The sequence below is a fragment of the Micromonospora mirobrigensis genome, from assembly GCF_900091555.1.
GTDB classification, from domain to species: domain Bacteria; phylum Actinomycetota; class Actinomycetes; order Mycobacteriales; family Micromonosporaceae; genus Micromonospora; species Micromonospora mirobrigensis.
On sequence record NZ_FMCX01000002.1, the window covers coordinates 125098 to 142477 of the forward strand.

Below are 17380 nucleotides of genomic sequence, written 5' to 3' on the forward strand. Positions count from 1 at the left end.
GCGCCGAGAGAGGGCCCTGGCCTCCTGCTCCACGCAGGCGCTGCCAGGGCCCTCTCCTCGCCGGTCAGAGCTGCCGCACCCGCACGTCCCGGAACTCGATCAGGTCGTTGGTGCCGTGATTCTGCAACCCGATGAACCCGCTGAGGAACTGGCGCAGGTCCGTCGACGGGTCACCGGCCCGCGACGACGCCTTGCCCGGGGTGTTGTCGAACTCGTTGATCACCACACCGTTGCGGGTGATCGTGTAGTGCTGCCCGACCACCCGGACCTCGAAGTCGTTCCACTGCCCCTTCGGCGTCGGCCGGGCCTGCTCCAAGCCGACCGGGTCGAAGTTGTAGACGGAGCCGGTCTTCTGCGGCTCACCGGTCGGCCCGTCGTAGATCTGGTTCTCGTGGCCGCAGTAGATCGCCACCCAGGCCGACGAGTTGGCGGCTGAACCCACCTTGCCGCAGGCGGGCCGCTGGTCCACCGGCGTACGCGGGTCCGGGAACCGGGTGAACACGCCGCTGTTGGCGTACGTGCCCTCGGGTGAGACGTCCCGGAACTTCACCCGCACCGAGAAGTCGCCGTACTCCCTGCCGGCGTACCAGAGCATGCCCAGCCCGCCGGAGCTGCGGATCGACCCGTCGGTGCGCAGGGTGAACATGCCGCTGGGTGCCTGCCGCCAGTCCGCCAGGGACCCGGCGGTGCCGTCGAAGATGGTCTCGTACCCGGGGACCTTGCCGATCGGCGACTGCGCCGCCGCCCTGTTCAGCGCCGCGGCGGTCCTGTTGTCGATCGCCCCGGATCCGCGGGCCTCGTTGACCACGGCGGCGACGTGGCTGACGAACCCGCCGTGGTCGGCCCAGTTCCGCTCGTCGTCGATCAGGTCGTTCAGGGTGCAGCCGCCGCCGACCTCGACGTTGGCCACGCCGGTGTCGGTGTCGAGCAGGTGGACGGTCTTGCCGGTGTCCGGCGCGGTGCAGCCGGCGAGCACGGAGATGGTCTCGGTGGCCACCTCGCCGTCGGCGTAGGTCACCTTCACGGTGACCTGGTAGGTGCCGTAATCGGCGTAGGTGTGCACCGGGTTCGCCTCGTGCGACACCGCGCTGCCGTCACCGAAGTTCCACTCCCAGGCCACACCGCCGATCCTGGCGCTGGAGAACTGGATGGTCCTCGGCTGGCTCTGCGCCACGGCCCGCACCCCGACGTCCTTCGGGTTCGGGGTGGCCGGCCCGCCGGTGTAGGCGACCCGGATCAGCTTCTGGTTGCCGTGCAGGCTGAAGAAGCCGCCCGCGTAGTCGAGCATGTAGAGCGCACCGTCCGGGCCGAACTTGGCGTCCATCCAGGACTGGAGCTGGTTGCCGCCGCTGCCGGAGCGGATGATCTGCCGCAGGTCCTCGGCGAAGGCCGGGGCGCCCTGAGTGGGCACGTTCTTCTTGTCGACGGTCACCGCCACCCGGTTGTTGGCGTTGGACTGGTCACCGATGAACCACTTGTCGTCCCAGTACTGCGGCCAGGCCACGCCGCTTTCGGTGTCGACCTTCTCCCGCTGGTAGGTGGGGCCGTCCATGACCGCCTGGCCGCCGCCCTTGAGCCACGGGCGGGTGAAGGTCTCCTCGCCCACCTGGTAGCTGGGCAGGCCGCTGCCGTCGGCGCGCTCGGGGTAGACCGGGCCACCGCCCTGCGGCGAGTACCAGATCATGTTGTCCCGGGCCGGCGGGAGGTCCACCAGGCCGGTGTTGCGCGGCGAGGTGTTCTTCAGGTTGTCGCAGTCGTACCAGCCGGTGAGCTGGGTGGCGTCGGTGTTGCTGCGGTCCCGGTACGGCTGCCGGTTGCCCATGCAGTACGGCCAGCCCTGGTTGCCCGCCGAGGTGATGATGGTGGCGGTCTCGTACTTCGCCGGGCCCAGCTCCGGGTCGGGGGCGCCGGCGTCCGGGCCCACCCAGGCGGCGGTGAGCCAGTGGTTCACCGGGTCCCAGGCGATCCGGGAGATGTTACGCACGCCCATCACGTAGATCTCCGGGCGGGTCTTGCCGCCACCCTCCTCCCTGCCGGTGAACAGGTTGCCCGCCGGGACGGTGTACGTGCCGTCGGCCTCCGGGTGGATCCGCAGGATCTTGCCGTTGAGGTCGTTGGTGTTGCCGGAGGTGCGTCGGGCGTCCTGGAAGGAGGTGCCCTTGTAGTCCTGGGTCCAGTTGTTGCCGGAGTAGCCGCTCGACCCGCCGGAGGAGTTGCTGTCACCGGAGCCGACGTAGAGGTTGCCGCTGTCGTCGAAGGTCATGCCGCCACCGGCGTGGCAGCAGCTGTGGATCTGGGTGTCCCAGGAGAGCAGGTCCTTGCGGGTGCCCTGGTCGATGGTCTGCTTCGCGGCGTCGTAGGTGAACCGGGAGACGGTCCGCTTGCCGATCCGCCTGTCCCGGTCGATCGACTCGTGCGGCATCCAGTAGACGTAGACCCAGCCGTTCTGGGCGAACTTCGGGTCCAGCGTGATGCCGACCAGACCCTCCTCGTTCTTGACCAGCTCGCTGCCGCTGCCCCGGTTGCCCATCACCGGCAGGGTGGTGAGCAGCTTGACCTGCTTGGTCTTCGGGTCCCACCGGTGGACGGTGCCGCAGCCCAGGCCCACCTTCGGGTCGTCCCAGCTGACGATCGGACCGGTCGGGCAGGCCGCCTTGCCGATGTAGAAGACCGTGCCGTCGGGCGCGACGGTCAGGCCGTGCGGCTCGCCGATCTGGTCGAGCTGGCCGGGCTGGTTGGCCGAGGTCAGCCGGTCAATGCGGTAGTTCGAGGCGATGGTGGCCTGGCAGTCGCCGCGCACCATGCCGGTGGTCCACTTGATCGCGCCGGTCAGGTGGCTGGCGAACTGCTCGTCGCCCGCCCAGCTGGCGTCGGTGCGGCCCATGCCGGTGTAGAACGACCGGCCGCCGTCGTAGTCCTGGCACCAGGAGACCGGGTGGAAGGCGCCGTTGCCGCTCAGCCCCGGGTTGTAGCTGCTCTCCTCGACCTGGGCGACGGTGTGCACCTTGCCGATGGGGTTGGCGTCCCAGTTGATCCACTGGTCGGAACGGCTGATGGTCAGCGGCAGGCCGGCGTTGGCCGGGTGCTGCCGGTCGGTGAGGTCGACCGTCGCCTTCTGCACGACCGAGTCGGGGGCCGGGCCGGAGTCCGGGCCGATCAGCCACAGCTCGGCGAGCTGGATCAGCGGCTCCCCGCTGTTCGCGGTGACGGTGAGCCGGTAGTGCTGGTAGGCGGCGGTGTTGGTGAAGCTGTACTGCTTGGTCTGGAACCGCTGCGCGAAGGTCTCGTTGCTGCGGGTGTCCAGGTCGACCCAGGTGGCGCCGTCGGTGGAGCCCTGCAGGGTCCAGTTCTTCGGGTCCCGGCCGGGGAAGTCGTTGGCCGAGGTCAGCGCGTACCGGGACACCACGACGGGCTTGGCGAGCTTCGCGGCCAGCCAGCCGGTCGGGTTGAACGTCAGCCACTTCGTGCCGGTCGACCCGTCGACGGCCTTCGCGGCGGTCTCGTTCGGCGGGTTCTCCGCGCTGGCGGTGGCCGAGACGACCTTCTCGGCGTTGGGCAGGCCGGCCGCCGGTCGGGCCCCGATCAGGCCGGTGAACCAGGCCGAGTCCGGTTGGGCGCGGGCCGCGTCGTGCACGCCCACGAAACCGCCACCCCCCTTGACGTACGCCTGGAAGGCGGCCTCCTGGGCGTCGGTGAGGGCGACGCCGTTGGCGGAGAGGAACACCACGCCCCGGTAGCGGGCCAGGTTGGCGAAGGTGAACGCGCCCGGGTCGGCGGTGACGTCGACGGTGAAGCCGTTCTCCGCGCCGAGGCCCTTGATCGCGGCGGCGGCCCGGGTCACCGGGTCGTCCTGCTTGTCGACCGGGCCGTGGAAGACCAGCACCTTCACCGCGGCGGCGGCGGGCGCGGCGGGCGCCTTCTCCCGGGTGGGGGTGGCCGCCTGGGCGGGCAGGGCGAGCACGCCGAGGGTCAGGGCGGCGCTGGAGGCCAGGGCGGCGACCCGGCGTCGGGTCGACGCGCCGCGGGTGGGCGGTGGTGTCGGGGATCCCGTCGGGTCGACGCCGAGGCGGGCGACCCATCGGGAGATCCGGGAATGGCGACTGTGGGCCATCTCGACTCCTCTGTTGCTGGTGTGAGGCGGGTGGTGCCGGATCGGTCGCACCGCCGCCGGTCGCGGCCCGCGCCCTGGTTCAGGGCGTACGCCGCCGCCGGCGCCACCCGTCGAGGGCGGCCGGTGCGTGGGGTGCAGGGGGTGGTGCCGGTGGTGGCCGCCGGGCGGCGGCCACCACCGGGGGTCAGTTGTGCTGGTGCGCGCCGCCGTCGGTGCCGGTCGCGCCGGTCATCGCCGAGTGGTCGTGGCCGCCGGGCGGCATCTGCCCGTTCTCGTCCAGGACGTGCAGCATGGTGGACATGCCGGCGTCGGAGTGGAACTGCATGTGGCAGTGCAGCATCCAGTGGCCGGGGCCCACCGAGTCGCCGGCGATCACCTGCACGCCGAACGAGTCGCCGGGGCCGAGGGTCTTGTTGTCGATGATCGGCACCTGGTCGGCGAAGGGTTGACCGTTGCTCACCGTCCCGGTGCGGGTGTCGGCCCAGTTGTGGCCGTGCAGGTGGAAGGTGTGCATGTCGTTGCCGGTGCCGACCACCACGAACTCCACCCGCTCCCCCTTGCGGGCGACCAGGCAGCTCGGGCCGGGCTGCGGGTTGACCGGGTCGCAGGTGTCGGTGGCGGCGCCGCGGCGCAGGTTGATGCTCTGCCGGTCACCGAAGACGACGGTGTAGGTGCGGTCCGGCTTCGGGTCACCCGGCCGGCGGACCACCACGCCGCCGAAGAGGCCGGCGCCGAGACCCTGGGTGCCGTGCGGGCCACCCACCACGTGGTCGTGGTACCACCAGTAGCCGGCGGTGCCGGGGCTGCCGGTCTTCTTGTCGGCCGGCTTGGCGTACCAGGTGTAGGTGCGGGACTGGCCGGGCGGCACGAACGAGCCGCTCTGCACGGTGCCGTCGGAAAGCTGGGTGTACTTCACCCCGTGCACGTGCAGCGAGACACCGAGCGGGTGAGCCGGGTCGGTACGCAGCTTGGTCAGCGTCTCGACCGACACCTGGTTGTGCAGGGTGATCGCCAGGCACTCCCCCTCGGTCATCTCCATCGTCGGGCCCGGATAGGACGCCGTCTGCGGGGTCAGGCCGTAACCGAGCCGCACCTGGGTGCCGTCCGACGGCAGCTCCACCGCGTACAGCTGGAGGCTGCGGTCGGGCTTGGCGCAGCCGTCCGGCTTCTCCGGGAAGAACGCGTCCATCGCGCCACCCGCGACGGCGAGGCCGCCGGCACCGACCAGGGTGAGCAGCACGGTGGCCGCCACCACCAGCATCCGCCGGGCGCCGGTCACCGCCCGCGGGGCGGCCGGCTCCGCCGCGGGTGGCTGCCCGTCGGGTACGGTCTCCGGCAGCCGCCAGGCGCTCATCGCCCGCTCCGCAGCTCACGCATCCGCTGGTAGCTGCGTTCGGCGGCGCCCAGCGAGCCGGGCGGGTTGGGCTGGGCGTTCGGGGCGGAGTCCTGCTCCCAGAGGTATTCGAACCGGCCGCCGCCGTTGAGCTCGGTGAAGAAGTCGGTGAACGGGATCTGCCCGGCGCCGAACTCGACGTCCAGGTAGGAGTTGCCCTGCTGCGGGTCGGGCAGCGGGACACCATCCTTGACGTGGAACAGCGGGTAGCGCTCCGGGTGGGCGTTGACGTAGTCCACCGGCCGGAAGCCCGGGTACTTCCGGGCCCCGCCGTACGCCCAGAGGATGTCCATCTCCAGGAACACGTAGCGGGGGTCGGTCAGCTCCAGGAACAGGTCGTAGAGGCGTACCTGCGGCGCGTCCGTGGCGAAAGCGAACTCGATGGTGTGGTTGTGCTGGTAGAGCTTGATGCCCCGAGCCGCGGCGGCCGCGCCCCAGGCGTTGAACTCCGCGGCGGCCCGCTGGTAGCCGGCGATGGTCCGGTCGCCGGTCGGGGCCGAGGCGGTGCCGACCGCCGGCATCCCGAGGATCTGCGCGACGTCGAGCTCCCACTCCAGGTTGGTGCGGAAGTCGTTCAGGCCGCGGTGGCTGCCGGCGGCCTTGAGGCCGTTGTCGTCGAGCAGCCGGCGGATCTGCTCCGGGGTGATCGCGCCGACGCTGCCCTGGGTGTAGCCGGCGAACTCCACCTCCCGGTAGCCGATGCGGGACAGCTCCTCGAAGACGGCCGCGAAGCCGAGCTGGGAGATCTTGTCCCGGACGCTGTAGAGCTGGATGCCCAGGTGTCCCTGCGGGATGAGTCGGGCGCCGGTCTCGCTCTCGGTGGCCGCCGTCGCGGGCAGACCACCGGCGAGGGTGGCGGCGCCGACCGCGACGGTGGAGCCGGCCAGGGTACGCAGCAGCGCCCGGCGGTCGATCTTCTGCTTTGCCATGATGTGTCGTCTCCCTGCGGATCAGTTGGCCGGGGTCAGCGGCGCGATGCGGACGTTGCGGAAGCTCACGAGGTCGGTGGTGCCGTGGTTCTGCAGGCCGACATAGCCGGTGGCCTGCTGCCGTCCGGCGCCGCCCGGGTCGTCCGCGCGGGGCGGGCTGAACACGGCGTCCGGCGTGTTGACGTACTCGTTGATCAGCTCGCCGTTGCGGTAGATCTGGTAGTGCTGCCCGACGACGCGGATCTCGTAGTCGTTCCAGGTCCCCTTCGGGGTGACCCGGGCGCCGGCCAGGTCGACCCGGTCGAAGCCGTACACCGATCCGGTCTTGTAGGCGTCGCCGTCGGTGCGGTCGTGGATCTGGAGCTCGTGGCCGTACTTCACGGCCACCCACTCCGGGCGGGACTCCCGCGGGTCGTGACGCGGGTCGGGGAAGCGGACGAGGACGCCGCTGTTGGCCCGCCCGTCACCCGGAGCGTCGTCGCGCCACTGGAGCTTCAGCGAGAAGTCGCCGTAGGCGGTGGCGGGGAACCAGAGCATGCCCATGCCGGGCACGGCGCGGCTGCTTACCGACCCGTCGGCGTTGCGGGTGAAGCCGCCCGCGCCGACCTGCTCCCACCTGGCGAACGACGTCACCGAGGAGTCCAGCAGCGGCTGGTAGCCGTTCTTCACGTCGGGCCTGCCGACACCGGAGCGGGCCGCGGCGCTGGTCAGCCTGCCGTGCTCGGCGTGGTCGAGCAGGCCGAGGTGGTGCAGGTGCTCGGCGACCTCGTTGACGTGGCTGACGAACGCGCCGTGGTTGGGCCAGGTCCTCGCGTCGCCGATCAGGTTGTTGATGGTGCAGTCGCCGTCGACCTTGCGGTTGGGCACGCCGCTGTCGACGGTGCCCAGCCACACGGTGGGCCGGGTGTCCGGCACGGCGCAGGCGTCGTGACCGCCGCTGGCGACCACGGTGAAGGTGACCGAACCGGCGGTGGAGACGTTGCCGGCCTTGTCGGTGGCCCGGTAGCTCAGCGTGTGCGCACCAGCGGCGTTCACCGTCACCGGCGCCGTGTACGCGGTCCAGGCGCCACCGTCGAGGGCGTACTCGATCGTGGCGATGCCGGAGCCGGAGTCGGCGGCGGTGAGGGTGACGGTGGCGCTGCCGACGTACCCGCCGTCGGCGTCGAGCTGGCCGGCGACGGTGGCCGCGGCGGTCGGCGGCGTGGTGTCCGGGGCCGGCGGGTCGACCACGGTGAAGGTGACCTGTTGGGCGGTGGAGGTGTTGCCGGCCTTGTCGGTGGCCCGGTAGCTCACCGTGTGCGGGCCGGTCTGGTTGACGGTGACGGGGGCGGTGTAGGTGGCGTAGGGCTGCCCGTCGAGGGAGTACTCGATGCGCTCGACGCCGGAGCCGGTGTCGGTGGCGGTCACGGTGACCGTCGCCCCGCCCACGTACCGCCCGTCGGCGTCCCTGGTGCCGGCAACCGTCGCGGTGGCGGTCGGCGCGGTGGTGTCGGTCGGCGCGGGCGCCACCACGGTGAAGGCGACCTGCTGCGCGGCGGAGGTGTTGCCCGCCTTGTCGGTGGCCCGGTAGCTCAGCGTGTGCTGTCCGGCGGCGTTCACGGTCACCGGCGCGGTGTACGCCGTCCAGGCGCCGCCGTCGAGCGCGTACTCGATCCTCTCGACGCCGGAGCCGGAGTCGGTGGCCGCGAGGGTCACCGTCGCCGAGCCGACGTAGGCGCCGGTGGCGTCCTTCTGGCCGGTCACCGCGGCGGTGGCGGTCGGCGGCGTGCCGTCCGTCGGCGCCGGCTCGGCCACCGTGAAGGTGACCTGCTGGGCGGCCGAGGCGTTGCCCACCTTGTCGGTGGCCCGGTAGCTCAGCGTGTGCGCGCCCGGCTGGTTCACCACGACCGGGGCGGAGTACGCCGCGTAGGGCGCCCCGTCCAGGGAGTACTCGATCCTGTCGACACCGGAGCCGGCATCGGTGGCCGCCAGGGTGACGGTCGCCGAGCCGACGTACGCGCCGGCGGCGTCCCTGGTGCCGGTGACGGTCGCGGTGGCGGTCGGCGGGGTGCTGTCGGTCGGCGCCGGCGCGGCCACGGTGAACGTCACCTGCTGGGCGGTCGAGGTGTTGCCGGCCCTGTCGGTGGCCCGGTAGCTCACGGTGTGCTGCCCGACGGCGGTCACGCCCAGCGGCGCGGTGTAGGTGGCGTAGGCGCCGCCGTCGAGGGAGTACTCGACCTTCGCCACGCCCGACTCGGTGTCGGTGGCCGAGACGGTCACCGTCGCCGACCCGACGTACGCGCCCGCGGCGTCCTTCTGGCCGGTCACCGCGGCGGTGACCGTCGGCGCGGTGGTGTCCGTCGGGGCCGGCTCGACCACCGTGAACGACACCTGCTGGACGGTGGAGGTGTTGCCCGCCTTGTCGGTTGCCCGGTAGCCGACCGTGTGCAGGCCGGCGGCGTTGACCGTCACCGGCGCGGCGTAGACGCCCCAGGCGCCGCCGTCGACGGCGTACTCGACCTTGTCGACGCCGGAGCCGGCGTCGGTGGCGGAGAGGTTCACGGTCGCGCCGCCGACGTACGCCCCGGCGGCGTCCTTCGTGCCGGTCACCGCGGCGGTCACGGTCGGCGCCGTGGTGTCCGAGGTGCCGCCGGAGACGACCAGCAGGCCGGTCATCCCGCCGTGGCCCGGGATCGAGCAGAAGTAGCGGTAGGTGCCGGCGGTCAGCGTCACGTCCACGGTCCAACGGCCCCCGTTGGCGTCCGTCGGATCGGCGAGGATGTTGACGTCGACGTCGCTGTTGTACCGCGGGTCGCCGGTCTCGAAGGTGAGGGTGTGCTGCATGCCGGTGGTGTTGCCGGTGGCCCGGCTGTTCTCGAAGACCAGCGTGGCCGGCCCGGCGACCGCGGTGGTCGGCGCGGAGAGGTACGACGTGAAGTTGTCGCCGGCGGTCCAGGTGAGCACCTGGGCCTGGACCTGCGTCGACGAGGCGGCCACGGTCCGGTCCGGGTCGGCGGGGCGCGCGGTGGCCGGCGCCCCGGTCAGCGCGGCGGTGACGAACAGCAGCAGCGCCGTGACGGTCGCGGCGACCGGTCGTCGGGACCGGCGCGCCGGCGGGCGGCCGGGCGGACCGCCCACCGGTGGTGGGGCGGGTGGTGAGAAGCCGTTCATGGAGGTCCCTTTCACGGTCCGATGAGGCTCGTCGGCGCAGCGTGCGGCGCCACGTCGGGTGTCGTGGATGGCGGCGGTCGCACCCCCCTTCGGGCGCGCTACCGCGCGGCCGTGGTGAGGCGCCACGGTCGTCGGTGTTCGGCTGGTCGGGTGACGCGCCGGCTGGAGGGCGCGGGGAGCGAGCGCGTCGCCGCGCCCGGAGCTGGGTCGATCGCCGGGACACCGGTCGGCCGAGGCGGGCCGTCCGTGCGCGGTGTCGGTCGGGGGCTCGTCGTCGGGTGTGCCGCCCGACGCGACCGGTGACACCGGAAGCGGGTTGCGCCGCCCGGCGTCGCGGTCGAAAGCTACCTACACTGCGACGTCATCTCGGTGAAACATATCGACAGTTCCCGACCCTACTGACTTGCCGAGGGACTGTCCAGACCTTTCGTCGCCTACTCTCGTACTTTCCTCTGAGTAAACAAAAGTGGCGGATGCGGGCCCTGCGGGACCACGTCAGGGTCGCCAGGTGACCTACCATCGCCGGATGCCCGTACCGTCGCCACTGGGGACCGACCGGCTCGTGCTGCGCCGCTGGCGGTCCCAGGACCGTGAACCCTTCGCCGCGCTGAACGCCGATCCCGAGGTGATGGAGCACTTCCCCGCCACGATGACCCGAGCCGAGAGCGACGCGCTCGTCGACCGGATCGAAGCCGGCTTCGACGAGCACGGGTTCGGCCTCTGGGCGGTCGAGATCGCCGACACCGGGCAGTTCATCGGCTTCACCGGCCTGTCGGTACCGAACTTCCGGGCGCACTTCACCCCGGCCGTGGAGATCGGCTGGCGGCTGTGCCGGTCGAGCTGGGGACACGGCTACGCCAGCGAGGCCGCCCGCCGCGCGCTCGACTTCGCCTTCGACGACGCGGGGCTGCCCGAGGTCGTCTCCTTCACCAGCACGACCAACCTCGGGTCGCAGGCGGTGATGCGGCGGATCGGGATGGCCCACGACCCCGCCGACGACTTCGACCACCCGCGCCTGGCCGAGGGGCACCCGCTCCGGCGGCACCTGCTGTTCCGGATCCGCGCCGCGGGCCGGCGCGTCCCCTGAGACCGCTCAGCCGGCCAGCACCAGCTCCCTGAGCCTGGCGTCGAGGGTGGACGCGTCCACCCCGCCGGTCCAGCCGCGCAGCAGCTTGCCGCCCCTACCGACCAGCACCACCGCCGGTGGCTCCCGCACCGCGTACGACAGGGCGACCCGGCCGTCGTCGTCGAGCAGCACCGGATAGTCCACCCGGTGCGCCCGCAGGAACCGCTGCACGTCCGCCGGCTTGTCCTCCCCCGCCACCCCGACGAAGACCACCCGGTCGGCGTGGTCGCGGGCCAGCTGGCTCAACGCGTCCTGACGCTGCTCGCAGGCCGCGCACCAGGACGAGAAGAAGACCAGCACCACCGGCCGGTCCGCCCAGAGCCTCGCCAGCTCGACCGCGCTGCCGTCGGTGAGCCGGCCGGCAACCGCCGGCGCGGCCGGCACCCCGGCGGGGACGGGCCGCAGCGCCAGGCCGGTGGGCGCCGGCCTGGGCAGCGCCGCGACGCCACCGGCCACCGGCTCGGACCGCGCCGGTTCCTCCTCCGCCGCGGAACAGCCGGTGGCGGCCAGCGCCGCGGCCAGGGCCAGGGCGGCCAGGCGTACGCCGATCCTCACGACGGCACCACCGCGACCAACGCCGGCCCCTCGCTGTCGTTGGCGGTCAGCGGGATCGGCGCCCGCCCGTCGACCACCAGCCGGTACGCGTCCCGCCGGGCCAGCTGCACCGGCATCCGGAACTCGCAGTACGTCGGCACCTTCGCCACCTCCAGGTCCTCCTCGAACGCCGGCACCGACCGGCCCCCGCTCAGCGCGCCCTCGGCGAGGGTGGCGCCGCCGCCGTCCTCCACCCGGAACGGCGCCCGGTTGTGGAAGTGGGTGTACGGGCCGGTGCCGGCGCAGTCCACGCCGACCGGCCGGATGTTGATGTCGCGCACGAGCACCCGCACCGTCGTCGCCGACCTGGTCTCCTCGGCGTCACTGCCGCACCCCGCCGCGCCGCCGGCCAGCACCGGCGCCAGGCACAGCGCCACCCACAGCCGTCGCATCCGTCGTCCTCCGCTCAACCGGGGGCCGGGGCGGTGCGGGAAGGCACCGCCCCGGCCGTGGTAGGTCCTGCTCAGCGCAGCGCGCGGGGCCGCTCGACCCGGCACTGGCTGGTGACCGTCCTGGTCGGGTCGCTCTCCGAGGTGGCGGTGAGGGTGACCAGGGTGGTGGCCGTCGCGTCGGCGGCGGCGCCGACCGACACGTCCACCGTGGTGGACTTCCCGAACTCGGCGGTGGCCAGCTCGTTGGGCAGCTCCACCTGCCAGCCCGTGCCGCCGACGCTGGCCGACAGCCGGTACACGTCGGAGCGCAGGTGGTCGGTGACGTCCTCCGGGTGCTGGGCGTCGGCGGCCACGTACCGACCGGTGTTGGTCAGGTCGAAGGTGCAGGTCGACCCGCCGGGGTTCGGCATGTCCCGGGTGGCCAGCTTGCCCTTGGACAGGGCCACGCCGCGCCGGCTGGGGCCGGCGCCGTCGAGCGAGCGGACCGCCACCGTGTACGACAGCACCCCGTCGCCGTCGCGGCGCAGGTTCAGCACGTAGAAGTGCAGCCGGTTGGCCTCGTCGACGTACTCGTACTCGCTTCCGGAGCGGGCGCCGGCGTGGAACAGGGCGTCGGAGAGCTGCCGGTAGTCACCCATGGTGATCTTCTGCGGGGTGCCGTCCGGCCGGTAGAAGTCCACCATGTCGATGTCCTGCGGATTGGCGTCGACGACCCACTGGAACGGCGCGCTGTCGGTGTTCTTGGTCTTGCTGATCAGCACGCCGCTGTCCGGGGTGAAGGAGTCCGCGCCCATCCGGTCGACGACCTCGACGGTGTAGTTGTTGAACCGGCCGCCGTCGCAGAGCGGGTCGGCGCTGGTGCTGCACGCCGGGGACCGGTCGGCGTTCATCGCGATGTTCACCCCGGTCAGCCCCTGCCCCGCGTCGACCGCGCGGGCGGTCACGTCGGCGACGACCAGGCCGGAGGCGCCGAGCGTCTCGCGGGACAGCCGCAGCACGTTCTCCTCCCCCACCAGGCCGATCTTCATCTTGTCCCGCAGGGTGTGCAGGGAGCCCATCGAGCCGCCGTTGACCGGCGGGATCTGCCAGCGGCTGTGCGGGCCGCCCGGGCCGTTGAACGACCCGCGCGACATCATGCTCCAGATGCCGGTGTACGCCCGCCGCAGCGGCACCCCGTACGGGTTGTTGTAGTTGTCGCCGATGCTCAGCAGGTGGCTCAGCTCGTGGGCGTACACGCCCATGCCCGAGCTCTCCGCCTGGGTGGAGGAGCCGCCACCGGCGTTCGGCCAGATCGTGGCCGCCGCCTTCCACGACGTCCAGTCGACGTAGCGGGTCTTCGCCCAGTTCGGCAGGGTCGGGTCCGGCGGCCCCCAGGCGTCCGGCACGTCCTCCTTGTTCTGGAACATCATCTGCCCGAACTCCTGCCAGGTCGACGACTCGTCCTGGCCGGCGGAGAGGATGAAGACCAGCTCGAAGGAGTCGGCGACCTCCTGGCCCACCGCGGCCCGCCAGGCGCCCAGCCCGTCGGTGCGGATGTTGCGGGCGCAGGCCTCCCCGGTCGGGCAGGCCCCCGGGTTGAAGCCGTTGTCGATGCCGTACTGGTAGGACTTCGACGGCATCCGGTACGGCCCGAACCCGGTCAGGTCCACCCCGTAGCGGCCTCCTGAGTCCTGCATCCAGTACTCGTGCAGGGTGTGCCCCCGGTTCAGGTCACCAGGGGAGTTGAGGAAGTCGGTGTAGAAGCCGGCGACGTCCTCCCGGGGCACGTTCGCCGCGCTGGCCTGCGGGTTGCCGAAGACCGACGACCCGGCCGGCTGGGTGATCTCGAACGGCTGGTCGGTGTAGTCGAGCGTGACCAGGGCGATCTTGAAGTTGCGGACCGAGCCCTTCACCGACGGGTCGGCCCAGTTCCGGTTCGGCACCGCCCGGTAGTCGTCCCAGGTCATCGTGTCCGGGTTCTGCCAGCGCTGCGGGTCGAGCACCTGGAACGGCGCGCTCCCGCCGGTCGTCTCGTCGGGGGCGGCCAGGGCCGGGCCGGCTGCCGTGGACGCGACCAGTGCGGACGCCAGCGCGGCGGCCAGCACCGATCGCCGCACCGCGGGTCTGGTGGGCAGAAGGTGCATCGAGTCACCTCTCATCGTGGATCCAGGGGGCGGGGGCCGAACGTGATCTCCCCGCCCCGACCCTAGGAGCGCCTCCGCCGCTGGTCACCGTGCAGATGTCGGCACGTCCACCGGCCCGTTCCGACACGTGCAGGAGGCATGATCAACCGGCCGGCCGGTTGCGCCCCGGCGAACCCCGTCGGATGGTAGGCGGACGGTCCTGCCGAAACCGCGCGCCGGGCCCGATCTTCGGCGGTGTCGTGGGGACACCGGGATGACCGGGGGAAGCACAGTGCACACAGACCTGCAACGCATCGTCGACACCATGGCCGCCCGGGTCGGCCGGCCCGCCCTGATCGAGGACCGCCGCCAGCGCGTCGTCGTCTACAGCGAGCACACCGGCCTGATCGACGACGTACGGCGCAGCTCGATCCTGCGCCGGCACACCACCCCCGAGGTGATCGCCTGGTTCCGGCAGGTCGGCATCTCCGACGCCCGCCGGCCGGTGCGTACCCCCGCCTCACCGTCGCTGGACCTGCTCCCCCGGGTCTGCGTGCCGATCCGCCACCAGGACCTGCTGCTGGGCTTCGTCTGGTTCATCGACGCGACCGGCGACATGACCGACGAGGACATCGCCACCGTCACCGAGGCGGTGCCCGACCTGTCCCTGGCCCTGTACCGGGAGAACCTGCTCGGCGAGCTCACCTCGCAGCGGGAGGCGGAGGCCGCGCGTACCCTGCTCTCCGACGCGCCGGAGACCCGCGCCGAAGCCGTCCGGTCGCTGCTCGCCGACGGGATCGTCGGCGCCGACGGCGAGGTCACCGCCCTGGTCGCCAAGCTGGTCGGCGGCCGGGGGCAGCCGCTGGACGACCCGGCGCGGGTGGCGCTGGAGCACACCCTGGTCGCCACCCGCCGGTGGATCGGGCCGCGCGAGGCGCTGCACCTGGTCCGGCACGACCACGGGGTGCTGCTGCTGTGCTGTGGGCGGGGCAGCAACCGGGTCAGCACCGAGGCCGTCGCCGAGCACCTCGGGGCGAGCCTGCGCAGCGCCGGGCACGGCCTGCCGTCGGTGGCCCGCAGCGTGGTCGGCGTCGGGCAGCCCCGCGCCCGGCTGCACGACACCGTCGCCTCCTACCAGGAGGCCCTCCAGGCGGCCCGGGTGGGCGTCCAACTGCCCGCCCTCGGCCCGGTGGTGACCTGGGCGGACCTGGGCATCTACCGGGTGCTGGCCCGGATGGACGCCCAGCAGCTCGGGGTGGCCGGCGTGCATCCCGGCCTGGAGCGGCTGCTGCACGACGAGGCGAACCAGGTGCTGCTGGAGACCCTGGAGACCTACCTCGACCTGGCCGGCAACGCCCACGCCACCGCCCAGCGGTTGCGCCTGCACCGCACCACCCTCTACTACCGGCTGCAACGCGTCGAGCAGCTCGCCGAGACCGACCTCAAGGACGGCAACGAACGGCTCTGCCTGCACCTGGCGCTGAAGCTGGGCCGGCTCACCGGGCACTACCGGCCGGCCCGCTGAGCGGCGGCGGGGGCGCCGGACGCCCCCGCCCCGCCCGCGTTACAGGCCCGCCGCCACCGCGGCGGTACGCCCGCCGACCACCGGCAACTCGATCCGGCTGCGGTCGAAGTGCACGGTGATGTTCGCCCGGGTCTGCTTGGCCCGGCTGCTGTAGCCGGAGTACGAGCCGAGCAGCACCACCCCGACCTGGTGACCGGCGTCGAAGACGTAGTCCTCCGGCATCAGCCGGACGTCGACCTCGTTCTTCGCCCCCGGCACCAGCGGCGTCGACACGCTCACCGAGTCGAGGTTGAGCCCGTCGACCACGCCCTTGGTGACCAGCTCCTGCGGGTTGCTGGCGACGTTCTTCGCCACCTGCCTGTAGCAGGCCTCCTCGACCTGACCACCCCAGGTCGCCTCCGCGCCCCAGCAGTCCTCGGTGGTCAGCGTCCGCACCCCGTCACCGGCGGTGCTGAACCGCTCCTTGGTTCCGTAGTCGACCAGCAGGCCGGCGAAGCTGGTGTCCTCGCCGTCGACCGTGGCGTTGATCCGCACGTACGGCGTGCCGGAGATGTGCAGCGGCGCGGTCAGCGGCTGCGACAGGAACACCAGCCGGTTCGCGGTGTTCGCCAGCGGGTCCGACGGGTGCCGGATGGCGGTGGTCTGGCTCATCACCGGGGTGTCCTGGAAGGTGCGGGCCGCCTTGCCGGCGGACGGCTTGACCGACAGGCCACCGGCCGGCTGCAACCACACCTGGGTCGGCCGGGCGCCGGGCAGCGGCCAGGTCGGCGCGGTCTCCCACACGTCCGGCGCCCGCTCGACGTCGGCCATCGGCTCGGTCATGATCCCGTTGTCGACGCCCTGCAACCAGAAGTCGAACCAGCGGTGCAGGGTGTCCACCCACGGCCCGCGTCGGAAGTCGAACGGGTCGACGTGCCCGGTGCCGGTCAGCCACAGCTTGCGCGGCACGTCCCGCTCGGCGAGCGCCGCCCACCACCTGCTGAAGTGGTCGGCCCGCACGTTGTCGTCGTTGATCCCGTGCACCACGAACACGCTGGCCCTGACCTGGTCGGCGTGCGGCAGGTAGTCCCGCTCGGCCCAGAAGTCGTTGTAGTCGCCGGTGACGTCGTCGCCGTCCTGGCCGAGCTTCGCCCGCACCGGCGCGCAGTACGCCCGCCGGTCCGGGTTCGTCACCGTGTTGGCCAGGCTGCCCGAGTAGTTGTTCGCCCGGGTGACCAGGCCGTTGCTGCGGGAGTAGTCGTACCAGCTGGAGATCGCCGAGATCGGCACGATCGTGGTGAGCCCGTCCACCCCGCTGGCCGCCGCCGCGTTCGCCAGGGTCCCGTCGTACGACTTGCCGATCATGCCGGTCCGGCCGTTGTGCCAGCCGGCGGTGACCTCCCGACCGTCGGCGTCGAAGCCCTTGCGCCGGCCGTTGAGCCAGTCGATCGCGGTGGGCGCGCTGAGGTTGTCCGCCCGGCCACCGGTCACCGGGCAGCCGGTGGAGTTGTTCGTGCCGATCATGTCCAGCAGCACGACCGCGTACCCGCGGGGCACGAAGTAGTTGTCGTAGAACAGCGGCCACCTGTCGAGCAGGCCGTCACCGTCGACGTCGGCCTTGCACTCTCCCTCGTTGCCCCGGCACACCGTCGAGTAGTACGGGCTGGCGTCCATCACCACCGGCACCCGCAACCCCTGGTCGCTGGCCGCCGGCCGGATGATGTCCAGGGCCACCTTGTCCAGCGCACCGTCGCCGTCGGTGTCGACGTCGGAGGTCACGAAGACCCGCTGCCGGACGGCGTCGGCGTAGCCGAACACCGGCTGGGTCACCCCGTCGGCCACCACGATCGACTGCTCGGCTACGGCCGGCTGCGCCAAGGCGCCGGTCGCCGGCACGCCGGCGACCAGGGTCACCGCCGCCACCACCGCTGCCCGCCACCGGATCCGATATCCACGCATGTGCGGCTCCTCCTCCCCGCACCGGCCCGTGGGCCTGCACGCCCCGGCGCTGACCGGGAAGAACGTGCGCCGCCGGCGCGGCAGTTGGAAAGAACCTACGAACCGCGCCCGGGCAGGTCA

10 protein-coding genes are annotated in these 17380 nt (G+C 72.3%); 2 read left to right on the forward strand and 8 right to left on the reverse strand.

What is annotated here, in order from left to right:
* Positions 1-64 precede the first annotated feature (64 nt).
* The 4 genes from GA0070564_RS08020 to GA0070564_RS08035 form a co-directional block, all read right to left on the reverse strand.
* The gene (locus tag GA0070564_RS08020) at positions 65-4111 is read right to left on the reverse strand and encodes a ThuA domain-containing protein (protein ID WP_091605058.1); all 4047 of its coding nucleotides are present in this window, start codon (positions 4109-4111) and stop codon (positions 65-67) included.
* 184 nt (positions 4112-4295) lie between these two features.
* Positions 4296-5465, reverse strand: coding sequence for a multicopper oxidase domain-containing protein (locus tag GA0070564_RS08025; protein WP_218104896.1), 1170 nt, complete (start codon positions 5463-5465; stop codon positions 4296-4298).
* On the reverse strand, positions 5462-6433 hold the full coding sequence (locus GA0070564_RS08030) for a sugar phosphate isomerase/epimerase family protein (protein WP_091605062.1): 972 nt from the start codon (positions 6431-6433) through the stop codon (positions 5462-5464). The genes GA0070564_RS08025 and GA0070564_RS08030 overlap by 4 nt, the downstream gene beginning before the upstream one ends.
* Positions 6434-6454: 21 nt before the next feature.
* A complete protein-coding gene (locus GA0070564_RS08035) occupies positions 6455-9583 on the reverse strand; it encodes an OmpL47-type beta-barrel domain-containing protein (RefSeq protein WP_176730598.1) in 3129 nt (1042 codons plus the stop codon).
* Positions 9584-10109: 526 nt separating this feature from the next.
* On the opposite strand from GA0070564_RS08035, the gene GA0070564_RS08040 reads away from it, so the two are divergent.
* Entirely contained in the window at positions 10110-10670 is a 561-nt protein-coding gene (locus GA0070564_RS08040; RefSeq protein ID WP_091606936.1) for a GNAT family N-acetyltransferase, read from the forward strand.
* 6 nt (positions 10671-10676) lie between these two features.
* On the opposite strand, the gene GA0070564_RS08045 is transcribed toward GA0070564_RS08040, so the two are convergent.
* From GA0070564_RS08045 to GA0070564_RS08050, 3 genes are all read right to left on the reverse strand, one after another.
* A complete protein-coding gene (locus tag GA0070564_RS08045; protein WP_176730599.1) occupies positions 10677-11264 on the reverse strand; it encodes a TlpA family protein disulfide reductase in 588 nt (195 codons plus the stop codon).
* Complete coding sequence (locus GA0070564_RS29235; protein WP_176730600.1) at positions 11261-11695, reverse strand: hypothetical protein; 435 nt, start codon at positions 11693-11695, stop codon at positions 11261-11263. The genes GA0070564_RS08045 and GA0070564_RS29235 overlap by 4 nt, the downstream gene beginning before the upstream one ends.
* Before the next feature lie 71 nt (positions 11696-11766).
* On the reverse strand, positions 11767-13818 hold the full coding sequence (locus tag GA0070564_RS08050) for a M6 family metalloprotease domain-containing protein (protein WP_091605068.1): 2052 nt from the start codon (positions 13816-13818) through the stop codon (positions 11767-11769).
* A gap of 271 nt (positions 13819-14089) precedes the next feature.
* On the opposite strand from GA0070564_RS08050, the gene GA0070564_RS08055 reads away from it, so the two are divergent.
* Positions 14090-15322 (forward strand): PucR family transcriptional regulator, encoded by a 1233-nt coding sequence (locus GA0070564_RS08055; protein ID WP_091605070.1) that lies wholly within the window; start codon positions 14090-14092, stop codon positions 15320-15322.
* A 39-nt stretch (positions 15323-15361) separates the two neighbouring features.
* Here the strand turns inward: GA0070564_RS08055 and GA0070564_RS08060 are convergent, their stop codons facing one another.
* A complete protein-coding gene (locus GA0070564_RS08060; RefSeq protein ID WP_091605073.1) occupies positions 15362-17260 on the reverse strand; it encodes a Xaa-Pro dipeptidyl-peptidase in 1899 nt (632 codons plus the stop codon).
* Positions 17261-17380: the final 120 nt, after the last annotated feature.